Origin of the sequence: Herminiimonas sp. NPDC097707, assembly GCF_044761395.1 — a bacterium.
Taxonomy (GTDB): domain Bacteria; phylum Pseudomonadota; class Gammaproteobacteria; order Burkholderiales; family Burkholderiaceae_D; genus Oxalicibacterium.
Map to the genome: position 1 here is coordinate 1,062,313 of NZ_JBIWCI010000001.1, position 15,794 is coordinate 1,078,106.

Consider the following 15,794-nt stretch of genomic DNA (forward strand, 5'->3'; position numbering starts at 1 on the left):
TCCTGTCAGATCTTTCCGTTCGATTGAAGACAAAATATCAAAACCATTTACTGCGAACTCATTTGAAATCGGAAACCGACGATTCCTGCTTGTTCGCCATCATGTCGACCACGCGACAATCGGGGCACATCTTGAGTCTGTTGATATTGCCGGAGAATGCGCCGTGCAGGGACAGCTTGCCCACCATGTTCTCTATCATCTTCGCCGTGCCGAAAGGTTTTTGGCAACTGATGCAATGGAACGGCTCTGCCTCATTCAATACCTGCAGCTCTTTTGCCGCAGGGGTCAGCAACAAACGCGGCACCAGGGTGATGGCGTTTTCCGGGCAGGTTTTTTCGCACAGTCCGCATTGCACACAATTCTTTTCAATGAAGCGCAATTGCGGTGCATTCGCATTGTCTGTCAGCGCCGATTCCGGGCAGGCGCCCACACAGGACATGCACAGGGTGCACGCATCCCGGTTAACCACCACCGCACCGTACAGGGAACCAGCCGGCAACACGATCTGCTCGACGCTGATTGGTGCGTGCCGATGCAAATGATCGAGCGCAAATTCCAGCGTAGTGCGCTTGTCTGCCGCCACATTAAAAGTGGCACAGATTGCCGTCGTTTGGGCCGGTGCCAGCGCGTTGACGAAGGTATCCAACTCAGCCGCCGTATTAATCCGGATCAATTGCACATGCACACCGGCATAACCAAGCCCGGACATGATGGTTTGCGCCAGCTCCATTTGCTGCTGCAGGGCGTCAAGATATTGCGGCGCCTCCTCATCCGTTACCATCACGCTCACATTGGCGGCACCATAAGCAAAGGCAGCCAGCCAGACGTCGATGCCGACAGCTGCAGTGTGATGCAACTCAACCGGAATAATGCGCGCCGGAATTCCGTTCCCGCCTGCCTTCGCCAAACGGCCAGTCTGTGCGATCAACGTTGCGCCCTGCCCTTTGCTGTGAAATAGCAATCCGGCCTGACGACCGCCTGCCTTGGCATAAGTATTCAGCAAGGTCTTCACGCGCAAGCCCATGTCTTCAGTACGCGGATAGGCATACGCCATCGCGCCGGATGGACAGACCGTGGTGCAGGCACCGCAGCCGGCGCACAGATTCGGATTGACCTTGACGTGATTGCCGTTGTGGCTGATGGCTTCCGCCGAGCAAATCTCGATACAGGCATTGCAACCGATTTTTCCGTTGCGGCTGTGCGCGCACAGCTTTTCCTTGTAGCTGAAGAATTTCGGCTTTTCAAACTGACCGACCATCTGCGTCAGCTTCAGGCTGTCTTCAAACTGTCGTGCAACATCCTGTCCGGGAGCGAAATACCCTTGCGGCAACTGATGCGTATGGACCAGCGGTGTACTGGACAAATCGAATATCAAATCGAATTCGCCGTTGCGGTCATTGGCTCCCGCCATCTCGCCGCGCGCAAAGTTGATTGCACCGATGCTACCGCACGCCTTGACACAATCGCCGTGCGAACGGCATTTATCGAGATCGATCTGGTAAGTCAGATCAATCGCGCTTTCCGGGCAGACTTCTATGCAGGCATTGCAGCGTATGCAGCTTTCCAGGTCGATCGGATTATCTTGCTGCCAGCGCACATTGAATGCGCCCAGCCAGCCCTCAACCTTTATCTTCTTGCCTGAAAAACTTGGGAAGCTGCGCTCGCCCAGCATCTGGCTCTCGCTGCCGGATGTCAGCAGCACGCTGACATCGACCTGTTCACGCAGGCGCTGCGCCCACGGTAGCGCCTGATCGGCAGGTCCGATAATCAGCACATGCCCGGAAGAATCGTAATTGACGATAGGCACCGGCTCTGGATCTGGCAAGGCTGCCGCGGCCAGCATTGCCGCCATTTTCGGCAATGCCTGTCCGGCCTGCGCACTCCAGCCGCCGGTTTCACGAATATTAACGAAGCGCAAAGGTGCAACCGTGCCCTTTTGCTGCGCCAGTTCGACAAACAGGCTGCGCTCCTGTGTACACGCCACCACCACATCATCCACGCCATCCAGCGTTTTCAAATAAGTGCCGACTTCACGCCGGCACAATTCGGCGGCAATAGGAATAGGTGCGGTACCAAGTGCAGCACCAAGCTGCGTACCTGCGGCAGCGTCCAGTGGCATGGTGCGATTGCAATTGCAAACTTTGAATTCTGTTGTCATTGGCTGGCTTGTAGATGCTGGCTGAGAAAAACTGCTTTAAACGTCGTCAAACTTTGGGGATGTTTTGAGCTCTTGCACATCCTCTTTAACGACGTGCTCTTTTACTGGCTTGCTATCTTGATTCTGGCTGTCTTGATGCGTACGCTGTTCAGCACAGTCTTTTTCCTGATCGACATCAGACAGTGCTGCAGCGGCTTCCGGTGCTTGTGCGTCTTCCTGCGTCACATCATCGAACGCGGGCGCGGGCTGTCCGTTATCCGGCTCGGCGGTATTCTTTTCGGGATTTTTTTCCAGCAAACGCATTATCGGCGCCTGCAATTGCGACAAGGGATCCAACAATCCCTTCGCATGACTCAGCGACGCCAGCAGCGCCGGGCTGATCGGTTCAAATTTACTGTAATCCTCGATATAGACATCCAGGCCATCCATGATGTTGAAATGAGGATTGGAAAACAGCTTCTTCATTGCCGAGCGCTTGACCGACTCATCAACACCTTGCGTCATGAATGCCGAGTAATCGGAATCGTGCGTCAATTTTTCGACATCTTCCTGCGTCGGCAAGACTTGTGTCTCTGCATCCTGCACTACCGCATCCCCGGTCTTGCCATGGGCTTCAGGCAAGAGCGTGACCGCACTGTCCTGTTGCGCTTCGCCAGCCACGCTGGATATATCGTTTTTCTTTTTCGACCAGCGCGCAAAAAAATCTTCAGCTGCCATTTTTCACACCTTCGGCACGCGCCATCTTGTCGACGCCTTCGCCGCCTTCAAACGATGGTTTCTTGTGTTTGCGTTTGGGTTCAGGATGGTAGTAATCGTGAGTGAAAGCCGTCAGACGCTCGAGGATTTCGTCGGAAACCGGCAAGGTATCAACGCGTTCACCGCCATCCATCAGACGTGCCGCTTCGTTGTACGACAGCGTGACCACCTTGGGAACCGCGAGTTCTGCACCGTCCACTTCTTCGATGCGCCACATGACAAACCAGCATGGCACAGGCGCGCTGATATTGAGGAAATATCCTTCCGCCTCGGGACTGCATAACGTGACGTCGATACCGGTAAATAACCAGCGTGTATCGGTAGGATCATTGCGCAGGCAATGCGGCGCACCCGCGGGTCCGACTTGTCCGACGATTTCAATCGGCTGCCATTGGAACGGCTGCCAACGACTTGATAAAGGCGTGCATTGCATGATGACGCCAATGCTGATTGCTTCTGTCTCCATGTCTCCTCATTTCGGCATATTCTGCCTGTCGTTATATCGATAGCGACGCGTTGTCTATTGTGCGCCGAAACTGCAAACCGGATTTCGTCTCTGAAAATCGTGTTTGCAAACGATGAAGGGAAATCATGAATAAACTGCGTGAGCATGCTCTGCTCACGCTTTAACACTACTTACTGTCCAGCACTAATACTTTAAAGCAACCATACGCGTAAATGCTGCTTGCATCAAGCAAATGAACATCAATCGTTCTTGACCACAATGGTTGGAAACTTGGATGACATGTCCTTGGCTTTTTCCGCGACCTTGATGGCAATCTTGCGGGCGATCTGTTTGTAGATCACCGCAATCGGGCCATCCGGATCGGCCACTACCGTCGGCTTGCCAGAATCCGCCTGCTGGCGTATCGACATTGTCAGCGGCAAGGCGCCGAGGAAATCCACGCCGTATTCGCCACACATTTTTTCGCCGCCGCCTGCACCAAAAATCGCTTCGGCATGACCGCAATTCGAACAGATATGCGTACTCATGTTTTCCACGATGCCGAGAATCGGAATGCCGACCTTCTCGAACATTTTCAAACCCTTGCGCGCATCCAGCAACGCAATATCCTGCGGCGTGGTCACGATCACAGCGCCGGTTACCGGTACTTTTTGCGACATCGTCAATTGAATATCGCCAGTACCCGGCGGCATATCGACGATCAGATAATCGAGATCGCGCCAGTTGGTTTGTTCCAGCAACTGCGTCAATGCCTGCGTCACGATAGGACCGCGCCACACCATAGGCTCATCCGGATCGATCATGAAACCGATGCTGGATACCTGCAATCCGTAATTCTCCATCGGCTCCATGGTTTTGCCATCTGCGCTTTCAGGACGGCCGGAAATGCCCATCATCATCGGCTGCGACGGGCCGTAGATATCCGCATCCAGAATCCCGACCTGCGCGCCTTCCGCCGCCAGCGCCAGCGCCAGATTCACGGAAGTTGTGGATTTACCCACGCCGCCCTTGCCGGACGCCACCGCGATAATGTTTTTAACGTTGGACAGCAACTTTACGCCGCGTTGCGCCGAGTGCGCCACGATTTTGGAGTACACGTTGGCGGTGACGCTGCCCATGCCTTCGATAGTCCGCACGGCGGCAATCGATGCCTTGCGGATACCGTCGATCTGGCTCTTGGCCGGATAGCCGAGTTCAACGTCGAAAATGACGTTGGTGCCATTGATCTGGATATTTTTTGCGGAACGGCTGCTGACTAAATCCTTGCCGGTGTTAGGGTCAATTACTGTGGACAATGCCGCTTTGACTGCTTCAATCGTAATGCTCATTGGTTCTCCTGAATGTATTGTGCAAGTCTAAACCAATTTGCAGCATATCGGCCTTGATCAATGTTAAAGAGAACGTTCCGCCATCCAATTCACACCATGCTTCATTCACGATATGTCGCATTAGAACCTATCGAATACAGTGCCCGCGTTGATTTTTCTGCTTTCGCCCTCATTTGCCATGTGTGGCATTTATCATCAGCAAGACAGTAAAACAAGCCGTGCCGATTCGACATGGCGAGTACGAAGCACTTACAATAGAGACTTAATCGCGGCCACGTCATGACTGAAAAAATAATTCCACTTGCAGACCACCGTTATCTGAACCGGATACCGATCATCCCGACGCAACTTGAGGCGCCGAGCGGATTGCTGTCCGACACGCACGCCAGACCCTTGCAGGATTTGCGCATCTCGATCACCGATCGCTGCAATTTCCGCTGCGTCTACTGCATGCCGAAAGAGGTGTTCGACAAGGACTATGCCTTTCTGCCGCACTCTTCGCTGCTGTCTTTTGAAGAAATCACCCGCATCGCATCATTGTTCGTCGCCCATGGCGTCGAGAAAATCCGCCTGACCGGTGGCGAACCCCTGCTGCGCAAGAATGTCGAGAAGCTGATAGCAATGCTGAGCGCATTGCGTACGCCGGATGGACGCGAACTTGATCTGACGCTGACCACCAACGGCTCGCTGCTGGCCCGCAAGGCGCAAGCGCTGAAAGATGCCGGCCTGAAGCGCGTCACTGTTTCGCTGGATGCACTCGACGACAAGATTTTCAAACAGATGAACGACGTCGATTTTGCAGTATCGGATGTGCTGGAAGGCATAGAAGCCGCACATCGCGTCGGCCTCGGCCCGATCAAGGTCAATATGGTCGTCAAGGGCGGCATGAACGATCAGGAAATTCTGCCGATGGCGCGCCATTTCAGGAACACCCCCTACATCCTGCGTTTCATCGAATACATGGATGTAGGCGCATCGAACGGCTGGAAGATGGATGAAGTCATTCCTTCTGCCGAAGTAGTCCGTCGCATCCATGCCGAAATGCCGCTGGAGGCGATTGCCCCTAATTACACTGGCGAAACTGCGGGACGCTGGCGTTACGCTGGCAACGACAGCAATGGCGGCGGCGAACTCGGCGTCATCTCCAGCGTCACGCAAGCTTTCTGCGCCGACTGCAGCCGCGCCCGCCTGTCTACCGAAGGAAAGCTCTACACCTGCCTGTTTGCCACCGGCGGCCACGATTTGCGTGCGCTGTTACGCGAAAACAAAACGGATGAAGAAATTTCCACCGTCATTGCCCACATCTGGCGCGCGCGTGACGATCGCTATTCGGAATTACGCACTGCCAATACCGATTTGAAATCGACGCGTAAAGTCGAAATGTCTTACATCGGCGGCTAACAACTCCTTCCATTCACGCAACTGTTCATCCAGTTGCTCATTTAACTGCTCATTTAATTGTTACTGGAATAATTTTAAAAAATGGATACCAGTCAAATTACCGGACTCATACTCGCAGGCGGACGCGGCACCCGCATGGGCACAGTCGATAAAGGCCTGCAATTATTCCGCGACGCGCCTATGGCCCTGCATGTGCTCATGCGTCTGTCGCCGCAGGTCGGTTATCTGATGATCAATGCGAACCAGAATATCGCGCCATATGAAGGTTTCGGCGCACCCGTCTGGCAGGATGAATTCCAGGACTTTGCCGGACCGCTGGCTGGTTTGCACACAGGACTGACGCATTGCGAAACGGATTATATGGTCAGCGTGCCATGCGATTCCCCATTTCTACCCAAAGACCTGGTACAGCGCCTGGCTGCCGGCCTGGAAGAAAAGCATGCCGATCTGGCCGTAGCCGTTACCGGCGAAGGCGAAACGCGACAACCGCATCCTGTTTTTTGTCTGGTCAAGGCATCGCTGCTGCCGCACCTGACACTCTATTTGCAGGAAGGCGGACGCAAGTTTGACAAATGGTACGCATCGCTGGAGGTAGCCGAAGTTCACTTCGATGATGAAGATGCATTCCGCAACATTAATACGCTGGACGAGCTGCACAAGTTTGCAGCAACACCATGAATCTGCGCTATGCCCACATCCTGCGCGATGCCAACCTTGACGATTTAGACGAGCCCATGTCCAACGTTTCTCCTGCCGACCAGAATCCGCCGCGCACGCTCTCCAGCGTGGTCAACTGCCTGTCGGATTACGATCCCGATGCCTTGCCGGTGGCGGATGCGCAAGCCATCATTCGCCAGCTCATCCAGCCCATCAATGCGGTGGAAAAAATTGCCCTGCGCAGCGCATTGGGCCGCGTACTGGCACTCGATATCGTGTCGCCCATCAACGTCCCGTCGCACGACAATTCGGCCATGGACGGTTACGCGCTGCACGGCAGCGAGCTGAACCCGAAGGCGGATTTGAGTCTGAAGATAATCGGCACCGCTTACGCCGGCCGCGCCTACGATGGCAAAGTCGGTAGCGGCGAATGCGTACGCATCATGACCGGCGCCGTGATGCCGGGCGGATGCGATACCGTGATTCCACAGGAATTCGTGCGCGATGCCAGCGATGCCGGCATGACCATTCCGGCCGGCGCGGTGAAGCTTGGCGACAACCGTCGCTTGCAAGGCGAAGACCTCAAGGCCGGTACGCCCGCGCTACAAAAAGGCAAAATCCTCAGCCCCGCCGATCTCGGTTTGCTGGCTTCGCTGGGCATAGGCGAAGTGCCGGTACAGCGTCGTCTGCGAGTGGCGTTTTTCTCTACCGGCGACGAACTGCGCTCCATCGGCGAAACGCTGGACGAAGGCTGCGTCTACGACAGCAATCGCTACACGCTATATGGCATGCTGATACGTCTCGGTTGCGACGTGGTCGACATGGGCGTCATCAAGGATGATCCGGATGTACTTGAAGCCGCGTTTCGCACTGCCTGCGAAAATGCCGATGCCATCATCACTTCCGGTGGCGTATCGGTAGGCGAAGCTGATTACACCAAGCAGATGATGGCGCAACTGGGCGATGTCGGCTTCTGGAAAATCGGCATGCGCCCGGGGCGCCCCATGGCCTTCGGCAAAATCGCCTCGAACGGCAAGGAAGCCTATCTGTTTGGCCTGCCCGGCAATCCGGTCGCCGTGATGGTGACCTTTTATTTCCTCGCGCGGCAAGCCTTGCTACACATGATGGGCGCATCGGCGGTAGCAGCGCCGCCCTTGTTGCGCGTCGTATCGCAGGCTGCCATACGCAAGCGTCCGGGACGTACCGAGTACCAGCGCGGCATACTGAGTCGAAACAGCGATGGCATACAGGAAGTACGCATCACCGGGTCGCAAGGCTCGGGCGTTTTACGCTCGATGTCGGAAGCCAATTGCATGGTCGTACTGGAACACGACAGGGCTGAAGTGAAAGCCGGTGAGCTGGTCGATGTGATTCTGTTTGAGGGCTTGATTTAATTCCCCGCAGGTGCGCCCTGCACCTCTACCCGCCCCGCCAAAAAGCCTGCATCTCTCGATGGAGAAATGCAGGCTTTTCATTTGAAGTCCAAATAAGCTCAAAAATCACGTCGCTTTTTATTTAACAATAAGCAACAGTTTTCCCGGATTTTTTCATAACCTTGTATCCCCAATGCATTATTCGAGATACTCTGGAATCCAATAGGAAATTAATAACATATAGCCTTTCTTTTGTTGCCCAAGAGGCATTCTGCAACATCAGCGGCACACTGCTGTCACGCAGTGAAACAAGCATTAAGAAATTGCTTTTTAGGGGAAATGTTCATGCACGGGTCCAGTCCAAAAACCGGCACGCGATCAATGTCAACAGAGCTCGCACGCCCCGTCAACATACCTCCCCGCCCCGCCCTGCTCATCGCCTTGCAGCACGAAATCGCAACGGCAGAACCATACATGAAAAAAATTGCGCATTTGGTCAATCGCGATGTCGCTATCGCAGGCAATCTGCTGGCAATGGCAAACTCGGCAATGTTCAACCTGAATCGCCATATCAAAACGGTCGAAGAAGCAATCACACTGATCGGCCTGAACAATTGCCATGCGCTGATCACCAGATTGATGGCGCGCAGAATGCTATCCCACGGCAAGATGATGATGCCGCGATTTTGGGATGTGTCCGAAAAACGCTCGTGGGGCATGATGCACGTCGCGCGCCAGGTCACGAACATTGCACCGGATCTTGCGTATAACTTCGGCCTGTTTTGCGATATCGGCATTCCGCTCATGATGGCGTCTTTCCTGGATTACGAAGACACGCTCACTGTGGCAAACCAGCTGGAACATCAGGGGTTTATCGAACTTGAAAACACACGTCATGGAATCAATCATGCGCTGGTAGGCGCCATGCTGGCCGAACACTGGCACGCCGATCCGCTGGTCGTACTCGCGATCAAAAAACATCATTCCTACGAAATCATGTCCGACCCTGTCTTTGCACCTGCAATACGCGAATTGATCGCGATCTTTTGCGTCGTGGATCAGGCGATCCAGCAACACAGGCATGCTGTATCGATTGAATGGCTGGAAGGTGGCGAGATGGCGACCGACACACTCGGCTTGACGACTGCCGAGGTAGACGATATTTGTAAAGAATTAAGAGAAAGATTTCTCAGCCCAAATACGGCATGAGCAAAAGAGCCTGATCCCAGCGGCCGATTTTGCACCTTGCATGCGCCCGGCAATTTTAATGCTGCCGTATTGATGGTTAAAGCTTGCCGACCTTCTTCAAGCGATACGTCAAACCTTCAACGATATCCTTGTTGCCGTTCTGTCGGGCAAAGTCGATAGCTGTCATGCCGGCATCGTTTTTCAGCGTGGCATCCGCTCCTGCATCGAGCAATGTTTTCACCACATAAATATGGCCGCCGCGCGCCGCCATCATGATGGGAGTGGTCTTGTTCGGCGATAGAGCATCCAGTACGGCTGCTTTATCCAGCAACATTTTCACGATCTCGTCATCGCCGCTTGCTGCCGCATAATGCAAAGGTGTCCAGCCGCTCTTGTTGACCGCTGCACCTTTGGCCAGCAATGCGGCCACCGCCTGCTTGTTGGCGGTATAGGCGGCTATCATCAAGGCTGTATCGCCGTTCTTGATTTGCAGGTCAACATCTGTTTCGCGCGCCTTCAGCAAGACGGCAAATACCTTCATTGCCTTTTCACGCACAGCCAGCACCAGACCTGAATCGCCGCGTTCAGGCTCTATCGTATTCGGATCAAAGCCGCGCTGCAGCAGAGAAGTAACGGTCGCCGCGTCATCGCCCTTCACTGCCTGAAAATAATCTTCATAAGCACCTGCATGCACCAGCATCGGCAAGTTCGCGGCCAGCGACATCGCCGCCAACAGTTGCAGGGAGCGTCTGCGCACATCGTCCATTTTTTTGTTCGGCATCTGCTTACCGCGCAATCTTGAATAAGTTAAAGAAATTATCCGTCGTCTGCTGTGCAATCCTCTCCAGCGGAACGTCTTTCAAGAGCGCCAGATATTCCGCTACATGACGCACCAGTCCCGGCTCATTCACCTTGCCGCGATGCGGCACGGGCGCCAGATAAGGCGAATCGGTTTCGATCAGCATCTGCTCCAGCGGCACTTCGCGCGCTACCGCCTGCAAGTCCTTCGCGCTCTTAAACGTCACGATGCCGGAAAACGAAATGTAAAATCCCATTTCCATCGCCGCCCTCGCCACCTCCAGCGACTCGGTAAAGCAATGCATGACGCCGGCCGCCCCGCCTGCATCGGTGCCGGCACCCTCTTCACGCATGATACGTATCGTGTCTTCAGAGGCCGCACGGGTATGGATGATCAAGGGTTTGCCGGTCGCGCGCGAAGCGCGGATATGCCTGCGAAATCGCTCGCGCTGCCATTCCAGATCGCCTTCCAGCCGATAATAATCGAGTCCAGTCTCGCCGATCGCCACAATCTTCGGATGATCGGAAAGACGAATCAGCTCATCGACGGACGGCTCCGGCGTATCTTCATAATCCGGATGCACGCCGATCGAGGCGTAAATATTGGGATAGCGTTCGGCCAGCTCCAGCACACTGGGGAAATTCGGCAGGTCGCACGAAACGCAGAGCGCATGACTGACTTCGTTCTCGGCCATTTTGCCGAGTATCTCAGGCATGCGCGCAGCAAGCTCGGGGAAATTGATGTGACAGTGGGAATCGATATACATGGAACTGAATTGTACGCGTCAGACGGCTTTGCTGCGAGCGGTCGCACCCGGAACGAGATCCGCTCAGGCAATCTTGCTCATGTCACTCGCTTGCCGACTATCACCAGGTCTCGCTCAAGCCCATCCAGCATTGCAACGCCCGGCATGTTAGCCCAGCGTTCGAAGCCGAAGCGCTCAAACAATTTCAGGCTCGGTTCGTTATGAGCAAAAATCAGACCTACCAGCGTATGAATATTCAACGTTGATGCAAATGCAATTGCTTCCGTCAGGAAGTAGCCGCCCAAGCCTTTTCCCCGGGCATCTTGCGCAATATAAATGGAAATTTCTGCCGTGTGAGTATAGGCGGCACGCGTATTGAAATTGGAATAGGCAAGCCAGCCCAGAATTTTCCCATCGTCTTCAACTACCCAGATAGGTCGTTTGTCCGCAGAGCGTTCATTAAACCAATCCAGACGCGAGGCGACGGTGACAGGTTCGATATCTGCGGTGACCTGACGTGACGCAATAGTGCTGTTGTAGATAGCCACGATTGCTGGCAAATCATCCAGAGTCGCAAGGCGGTGGAGAAATTTCTTACTGGCTTGCTGACTACATTGCTGGCTTGGAGGCATTATTGAAAAGCGATACAGCGGTTTTTACAAGGTATGCGTGGCACGTGATGAACCAAGCGCCGCACCCAGCAATTCCTCGATACGCAGCTTGATGCGCTGGCCACTCTCGTCGGCGGAAAACTGCACGCCTATGCCTTGCGCCTTGTTGTTGTTCGCCCCGGCCGGCGTGATCCACGCGATCTTGCCGGCGATAGGATATTTGGTCGGATCGTCCAGCAAGGTCAGGATCAGATAGATTTCATCGCCGATCTTGTATGGCTTGGTGGATGGCACAAAGATGCCGCCATTTGCCAGAAACGGCATATAGGCCGCGTACAAAGCGGATTTTTCCTTGATCGGCAAAGACAATACCGACGGGCGCCCCACTGCGGGACTAGCTGCTGCAATCGGGGCATCTGCCATCATTTACCTCTCAGGAAAAAAGCGTCGAATAATCCAGCAACATGTCTTCTATAAACAGCTTGGGCGCCAGCGGATGATCGGCAATTGCACGCCGCTCATTGAGCATCTTGATCGCTTGCAGCAAGGCGCCTGCATCGGCACGCGCAGCCAGCGCAGCCAATTCTTTTTTGTAGCGCGGATAGTAACGGATTGTGCCGGAAAGTTTGACGGAAAGCACGTCATACAACCAGCGTTGCAGCCACGCTACTAATTCTGTCACCGGTGTTTTTTGCAGGCGTTCGGCAGTTTTCAATGCAGCATCGACACCCGGCTGTGCCAGCTGCTGCAAAAACTCATCCAGCGTTTCGCGTGCACCAGCTTGCGAGGATGCCAGCGCGGCAAGCGGTGAGCCGCCCTGTTCGGCCAGCCAGCTGTCGGCGTCTTTTACCTGTTGCGTCTGCAGCCACTGCAAGGCTTCTTCGGCTCCCGGCATCGCCAGTGCAAACTTGCGGCAACGCGAGAGTATCGTCGGCAACAGGCGATCGATGCTATTCGTCGCCAGCAAAAACATCGTATTCGGCGGCGGCTCTTCCAGCATTTTCAGCAAGGAATTGGCGGCTGCCGTATTCAAGGCTTCGGCCGGATACAGCGTAATCACACGCATGCCGGAGCGATGGGTGGAAATATTCATGAAGTCGGACAAGGCACGGATCTGGTCGATCTTGATTTCCTTCGATGGTGCCTTGGCGGACTTGGATTTTTTGGCATCGCCGGCTTCGGCTTCTTCGCCCTCTGCAGATTCGCCATCGTCCAGAATTTCCGGACGCACCCGACGGTAATCGGGGTGGCTGTATTGCTGGAACCAGCCGCATGCAGCGCAAGTGCCGCATGCATGTCCATCGGTTGCCGGCGTTTCGCACAGCAGCGATTGGGCGCAGGCTTCGGCAAAAACTGTCTTGCCTATACCTTCCGGTCCGTGAAAGAGAATCGCGTGCGGCAGGCGTTCACGCAATTTCTGCCACTGTTGCCAGGAAGTGTGCTGCCAGGGATAAAGAGTATTCAAGTATCGAGTCCTGCGATGATGTCGCGCAATTGTTCCTGTATCGTCGCGATAGCCTGTGTCGAATCGATGATGCGGAAACGCTGCGGGAATTCGGCGGCACGGCGCAGATACTCGGCGCGCGTGGCGGCAAAGAAATCCGCCTTTTCCTGCTCGAACTTGTCCAGCGTACGCGTTGCATCCAGCCGTGCGCGCGCCACATCCAGCGGCACATCGAACAGCAGCGTCAAATCGGGTTGCAGATGCGGATGCACCCATTGTTCAAGTACAGAAAGTTTTTGCCTATCCAGCTTGCGGCCGCCGCCCTGATAAGCGAAGGTCGCATCGGTAAAGCGGTCTGAAATTACCCAGTCGCCGCGCGCCAGTGCCGGTTCGATAATCTGCGCGATGTGCTCGCGCCGCGCCGCAAACATCAGCAGGGCTTCGGTTTCCAGATGCATTTTTTCATGCAACAGGATAGCGCGCAACGCTTCGCCCAGACTGGTGCCGCCCGGCTCGCGCGTGACCACAACGCTTTTTTTACCTGTACGCAACAAGTCGGCGACGAACGATAAATGCGTGGATTTTCCCGCTCCGTCTATACCTTCAAAGGTGATGAATTTTGCTGTCGTCATGCCACTGCCATAAAAGTAATACTCGTTATTTTTGCCGAACTTATTTGCGTTGATACTTGTTGACTGCATTGTTGTGATCGTCCAGATTCGCGGAAAACTGGCTGCTGCCATCGCCGCGCGCGACGAAATACACGGCATCGGTCGCTGCCGGATTCATCGCTGCATGCAGCGATTCCGTGCCCGGCAAGGCTATCGGCGTAGGCGGCAGGCCTGCGCGAGTATACGTGTTGTGCGGGGTGTCCGTCAGCAGATCGCGCTTGCGGATATTGCCCTTGAAACTATCGCCCATGCCGTAGATGACGGTCGGATCGGTTTGCAAGAGCATGCCCTTCTTCAGGCGATTGACGAAGACGCCGGCAATCATCGTGCGCTCGGATTTTTTACCCGTTTCCTTTTCCACGATGGAAGCCATGATCAAGGCTTCGTAAGGCGAAGCATATGGCAGCGACGGATTGCGCGCCAGCCATGCCTCGTTCAAACGCTTGAGCATCAGATTGTGTGCCTGTTTGTAAATCAGCAAGTCGCTGGAATTCTTTGCAAACATATAGGTATCAGGATAAAACAAGCCCTCCGGCGTTTTGTAATCGCTCGATATCTTTGCCATCAACTCCTGGTCGGAGAGGCTTGCAGTGTCATGCTTCAGGGCTGGATTCGCATTGATCACCTCACGCATCTGCCTGAAGGTCCAGCCCTCGATAACGGTCAGCGCTTCCTGGGCAAACTCGCCACGCACCAATTGCGTCAGCAAGCGGGATGGTGTCGTGCCTGGTTTCAATTCGTAACTGCCGGCTTTCAGTTTGGTGCTGTTGCCGGTGACTTGCGCCAGCACCATCATCAGGAAAGGTTGCACCGGCGCACCGGCTTTTTCGATTTGCTGCATGCTGCTTCTCACACCGCTGCCGGGGTTAATCGTGAAGTCGATGACGGGCTGGCCATTCTGGATGATGGGTTGCTGCGCCCAGAACACGAAGGCAGCCGCTGCAGCGATTGCCAGCAGAATAATCAGGGTGAAGAATTTTTTAATCAAGGCAAGGTCTCGGTGAAATCCAGGCAAATCAAGGGCAAACCGACGCGTTTTTCCCACGCCACTATAATCAGACTCTAATGATAATAGCGGAACCGCTGTTTGCTCTAACTTATTGATTGAAATTATGACTACATGGTTGAATTTTCTGGCTGATCAGGGCGCGCAATTCAGCACACCCGCCAGCGCTGAAGCAGTACCCGAACTTCTGCATTTCGGCGCGCAGATGCCGTCTGAAACACCGCGCACCGATTTTGTTGCTCCCATTACCTATCTGGGTCTGATCGCCGCCAGCGGCGACGAGGCGGCGCATTTTTTGCACAGCCAGTTGACCAACGATGTTGAACATCTGGATGCCGGCGCAGCACGACTGGCCGGCTATTGCTCAGCCAAAGGCCGGCTGCTGGCAAGTCTGCTGATCTGGAAAACCGCCGACGGCGTCATGTTGCAACTGCCGCGCGAATTGCAGGCAGGCGTACAAAAACGCCTGCAAATGTTTGTCCTGCGCGCCAAGGCCAAACTCATCGATGCAACAGAAAATCACGTGATGCTCGGCCTTGCCGGTCCGGCCGCAACCAGCGTACTGCAGCAGTGGTTTCCCATCTTGCCAGCAACGATTTACGACAAGACCGAATCCGCCGCCGGTACGCTGATCCGCCATCCCGATGCATTTGGCACCGCACGTTACCAATGGATCACCACTGCCGCGCAGGCTGTGGAAGCATGGCCGCAGTTGACGAAAGTTTTGCATGCTGCCGGCGCAGCGGCGTGGCAGTTGGCAGAAATCGATAGCGGCGTGCCGCACATCGGCATTGCCACCCAGGAAAAATTCGTTCCGCAAATGATCAATTTTGAATTGATAGGCGGCGTGAATTTCAAGAAAGGTTGCTATCCTGGCCAGGAAATCGTCGCCCGCAGCCAGTATCTCGGCAAGCTCAAGCGCCGCATGCTGCATGCGAGCGTGAGTGCGGCAAGCGCGGAACCCGGCACTGAAATTTTTTCCGTCAGCGATCCCGAGCAGCCATGCGGCATGGTCGTCAATGCCGAACGCACAAATGCGCAGGAAATCGCCTGTCTGGTCGAGATCAAACTGGCGGCAGCGGAGTCCGAAGTGCGACTGGGTTCGGCGCAAGGCCCGGTGCTGTCTTTCCAGCCCTTGCCTTACCCTTTGACTGATCCGGTCTGAGCAACGTCGGAAAATGCTGCTGAACA

The 15,794-nt window shown here is 54.7% G+C and carries 16 protein-coding genes; 5 read left to right on the forward strand and 11 right to left on the reverse strand.

The genetic code is table 11. The annotated features are described in order from the left end of the window. Positions 1-58: 58 nt before the first annotated feature. The 4 genes from ACIQW9_RS05110 to apbC form a co-directional block, all read right to left on the reverse strand. A complete protein-coding gene (locus ACIQW9_RS05110; RefSeq protein WP_402333772.1) occupies positions 59-2,158 on the reverse strand; it encodes a 4Fe-4S binding protein in 2,100 nt (699 codons plus the stop codon). Between the two features lie 36 nt (positions 2,159-2,194). Beyond that, positions 2,195-2,875 carry a DUF3306 domain-containing protein gene (locus tag ACIQW9_RS05115; protein ID WP_402333774.1) on the reverse strand — a complete coding sequence of 227 codons (681 nt, stop codon included), beginning with the start codon at positions 2,873-2,875 and terminating at the stop codon, positions 2,195-2,197. Further along, positions 2,865-3,380, reverse strand: a complete 516-nt coding sequence (locus tag ACIQW9_RS05120) for a DUF3305 domain-containing protein (RefSeq protein WP_402333776.1) — start codon at positions 3,378-3,380, stop codon at positions 2,865-2,867. Before ACIQW9_RS05120 ends, ACIQW9_RS05115 begins: the two co-directional genes overlap by 11 nt. Before the next feature lie 239 nt (positions 3,381-3,619). Continuing rightward, complete coding sequence (gene apbC / locus ACIQW9_RS05125) at positions 3,620-4,708, reverse strand: iron-sulfur cluster carrier protein ApbC (protein WP_011870912.1); 1,089 nt, start codon at positions 4,706-4,708, stop codon at positions 3,620-3,622. A 279-nt stretch (positions 4,709-4,987) separates the two neighbouring features. On the opposite strand from apbC, the gene moaA reads away from it, so the two are divergent. The 4 genes from moaA to ACIQW9_RS05145 all read left to right on the forward strand — a co-directional run bounded on the left by moaA (position 4,988) and on the right by ACIQW9_RS05145 (position 9,348). Beyond that, complete coding sequence (gene moaA / locus ACIQW9_RS05130; RefSeq protein WP_402333779.1) at positions 4,988-6,109, forward strand: GTP 3',8-cyclase MoaA; 1,122 nt, start codon at positions 4,988-4,990, stop codon at positions 6,107-6,109. An 81-nt stretch (positions 6,110-6,190) separates the two neighbouring features. Continuing rightward, positions 6,191-6,787 carry a molybdenum cofactor guanylyltransferase MobA gene (gene mobA / locus ACIQW9_RS05135; protein WP_402333782.1) on the forward strand — a complete coding sequence of 199 codons (597 nt, stop codon included), beginning with the start codon at positions 6,191-6,193 and terminating at the stop codon, positions 6,785-6,787. Positions 6,788-6,843: 56 nt separating this feature from the next. Then, a complete protein-coding gene (gene glp, locus ACIQW9_RS05140) occupies positions 6,844-8,160 on the forward strand; it encodes a gephyrin-like molybdotransferase Glp (protein WP_402337895.1) in 1,317 nt (438 codons plus the stop codon). A 360-nt stretch (positions 8,161-8,520) separates the two neighbouring features. Next, positions 8,521-9,348, forward strand: coding sequence for an HDOD domain-containing protein (locus ACIQW9_RS05145; RefSeq protein WP_402333784.1), 828 nt, complete (start codon positions 8,521-8,523; stop codon positions 9,346-9,348). Positions 9,349-9,424: 76 nt separating this feature from the next. On the opposite strand, the gene ACIQW9_RS05150 is transcribed toward ACIQW9_RS05145, so the two are convergent. From ACIQW9_RS05150 to mltG, 7 genes are all read right to left on the reverse strand, one after another. Continuing rightward, the gene (locus ACIQW9_RS05150) at positions 9,425-10,108 is read right to left on the reverse strand and encodes an ankyrin repeat domain-containing protein (RefSeq protein ID WP_402333787.1); all 684 of its coding nucleotides are present in this window, start codon (positions 10,106-10,108) and stop codon (positions 9,425-9,427) included. Between the two features lie 4 nt (positions 10,109-10,112). Next, positions 10,113-10,892, reverse strand: coding sequence for a TatD family hydrolase (locus ACIQW9_RS05155; protein WP_402333789.1), 780 nt, complete (start codon positions 10,890-10,892; stop codon positions 10,113-10,115). 77 nt (positions 10,893-10,969) lie between these two features. Continuing rightward, positions 10,970-11,503, reverse strand: coding sequence for a GNAT family N-acetyltransferase (locus ACIQW9_RS05160; RefSeq protein WP_402333791.1), 534 nt, complete (start codon positions 11,501-11,503; stop codon positions 10,970-10,972). Positions 11,504-11,527: 24 nt separating this feature from the next. Further along, positions 11,528-11,905, reverse strand: coding sequence for a PilZ domain-containing protein (locus ACIQW9_RS05165; RefSeq protein ID WP_402337897.1), 378 nt, complete (start codon positions 11,903-11,905; stop codon positions 11,528-11,530). A gap of 10 nt (positions 11,906-11,915) precedes the next feature. Next, a complete protein-coding gene (locus ACIQW9_RS05170) occupies positions 11,916-12,947 on the reverse strand; it encodes a DNA polymerase III subunit delta' (RefSeq protein ID WP_402333793.1) in 1,032 nt (343 codons plus the stop codon). Then, entirely contained in the window at positions 12,944-13,558 is a 615-nt protein-coding gene (gene tmk / locus ACIQW9_RS05175; protein ID WP_402333796.1) for a dTMP kinase, read from the reverse strand. Before tmk ends, ACIQW9_RS05170 begins: the two co-directional genes overlap by 4 nt. A gap of 40 nt (positions 13,559-13,598) precedes the next feature. Next, on the reverse strand, positions 13,599-14,582 hold the full coding sequence (gene mltG, locus ACIQW9_RS05180) for an endolytic transglycosylase MltG (protein WP_402337900.1): 984 nt from the start codon (positions 14,580-14,582) through the stop codon (positions 13,599-13,601). 127 nt (positions 14,583-14,709) lie between these two features. On the opposite strand from mltG, the gene ACIQW9_RS05185 reads away from it, so the two are divergent. After that, positions 14,710-15,768 (forward strand): YgfZ/GcvT domain-containing protein, encoded by a 1,059-nt coding sequence (locus ACIQW9_RS05185; protein ID WP_402333798.1) that lies wholly within the window; start codon positions 14,710-14,712, stop codon positions 15,766-15,768. The last annotated feature ends 26 nt before the right edge of the window (positions 15,769-15,794 follow it).

Coding starts and splice junctions, on each gene's coding strand:
- ACIQW9_RS05110 (WP_402333772.1), bottom strand. CDS start 2,158: ATGACAACAGAATTCAAAGTTTGCAATTGCAATCGCACCATGCCACTG.
- ACIQW9_RS05115 (WP_402333774.1), bottom strand. CDS start 2,875: ATGGCAGCTGAAGATTTTTTTGCGCGCTGGTCGAAAAAGAAAAACGAT.
- ACIQW9_RS05120 (WP_402333776.1), bottom strand. CDS start 3,380: ATGGAGACAGAAGCAATCAGCATTGGCGTCATCATGCAATGCACGCCT.
- apbC (WP_011870912.1), bottom strand. CDS start 4,708: ATGAGCATTACGATTGAAGCAGTCAAAGCGGCATTGTCCACAGTAATT.
- moaA (WP_402333779.1), top strand. CDS start 4,988: ATGACTGAAAAAATAATTCCACTTGCAGACCACCGTTATCTGAACCGG.
- mobA (WP_402333782.1), top strand. CDS start 6,191: ATGGATACCAGTCAAATTACCGGACTCATACTCGCAGGCGGACGCGGC.
- glp (WP_402337895.1), top strand. CDS start 6,844: ATGTCCAACGTTTCTCCTGCCGACCAGAATCCGCCGCGCACGCTCTCC.
- ACIQW9_RS05145 (WP_402333784.1), top strand. CDS start 8,521: ATGTCAACAGAGCTCGCACGCCCCGTCAACATACCTCCCCGCCCCGCC.
- ACIQW9_RS05150 (WP_402333787.1), bottom strand. CDS start 10,108: ATGCCGAACAAAAAAATGGACGATGTGCGCAGACGCTCCCTGCAACTG.
- ACIQW9_RS05155 (WP_402333789.1), bottom strand. CDS start 10,892: ATGTATATCGATTCCCACTGTCACATCAATTTCCCCGAGCTTGCTGCG.
- ACIQW9_RS05160 (WP_402333791.1), bottom strand. CDS start 11,503: ATGCCTCCAAGCCAGCAATGTAGTCAGCAAGCCAGTAAGAAATTTCTC.
- ACIQW9_RS05165 (WP_402337897.1), bottom strand. CDS start 11,905: ATGGCAGATGCCCCGATTGCAGCAGCTAGTCCCGCAGTGGGGCGCCCG.
- tmk (WP_402333796.1), bottom strand. CDS start 13,558: ATGACGACAGCAAAATTCATCACCTTTGAAGGTATAGACGGAGCGGGA.
- ACIQW9_RS05185 (WP_402333798.1), top strand. CDS start 14,710: ATGACTACATGGTTGAATTTTCTGGCTGATCAGGGCGCGCAATTCAGC.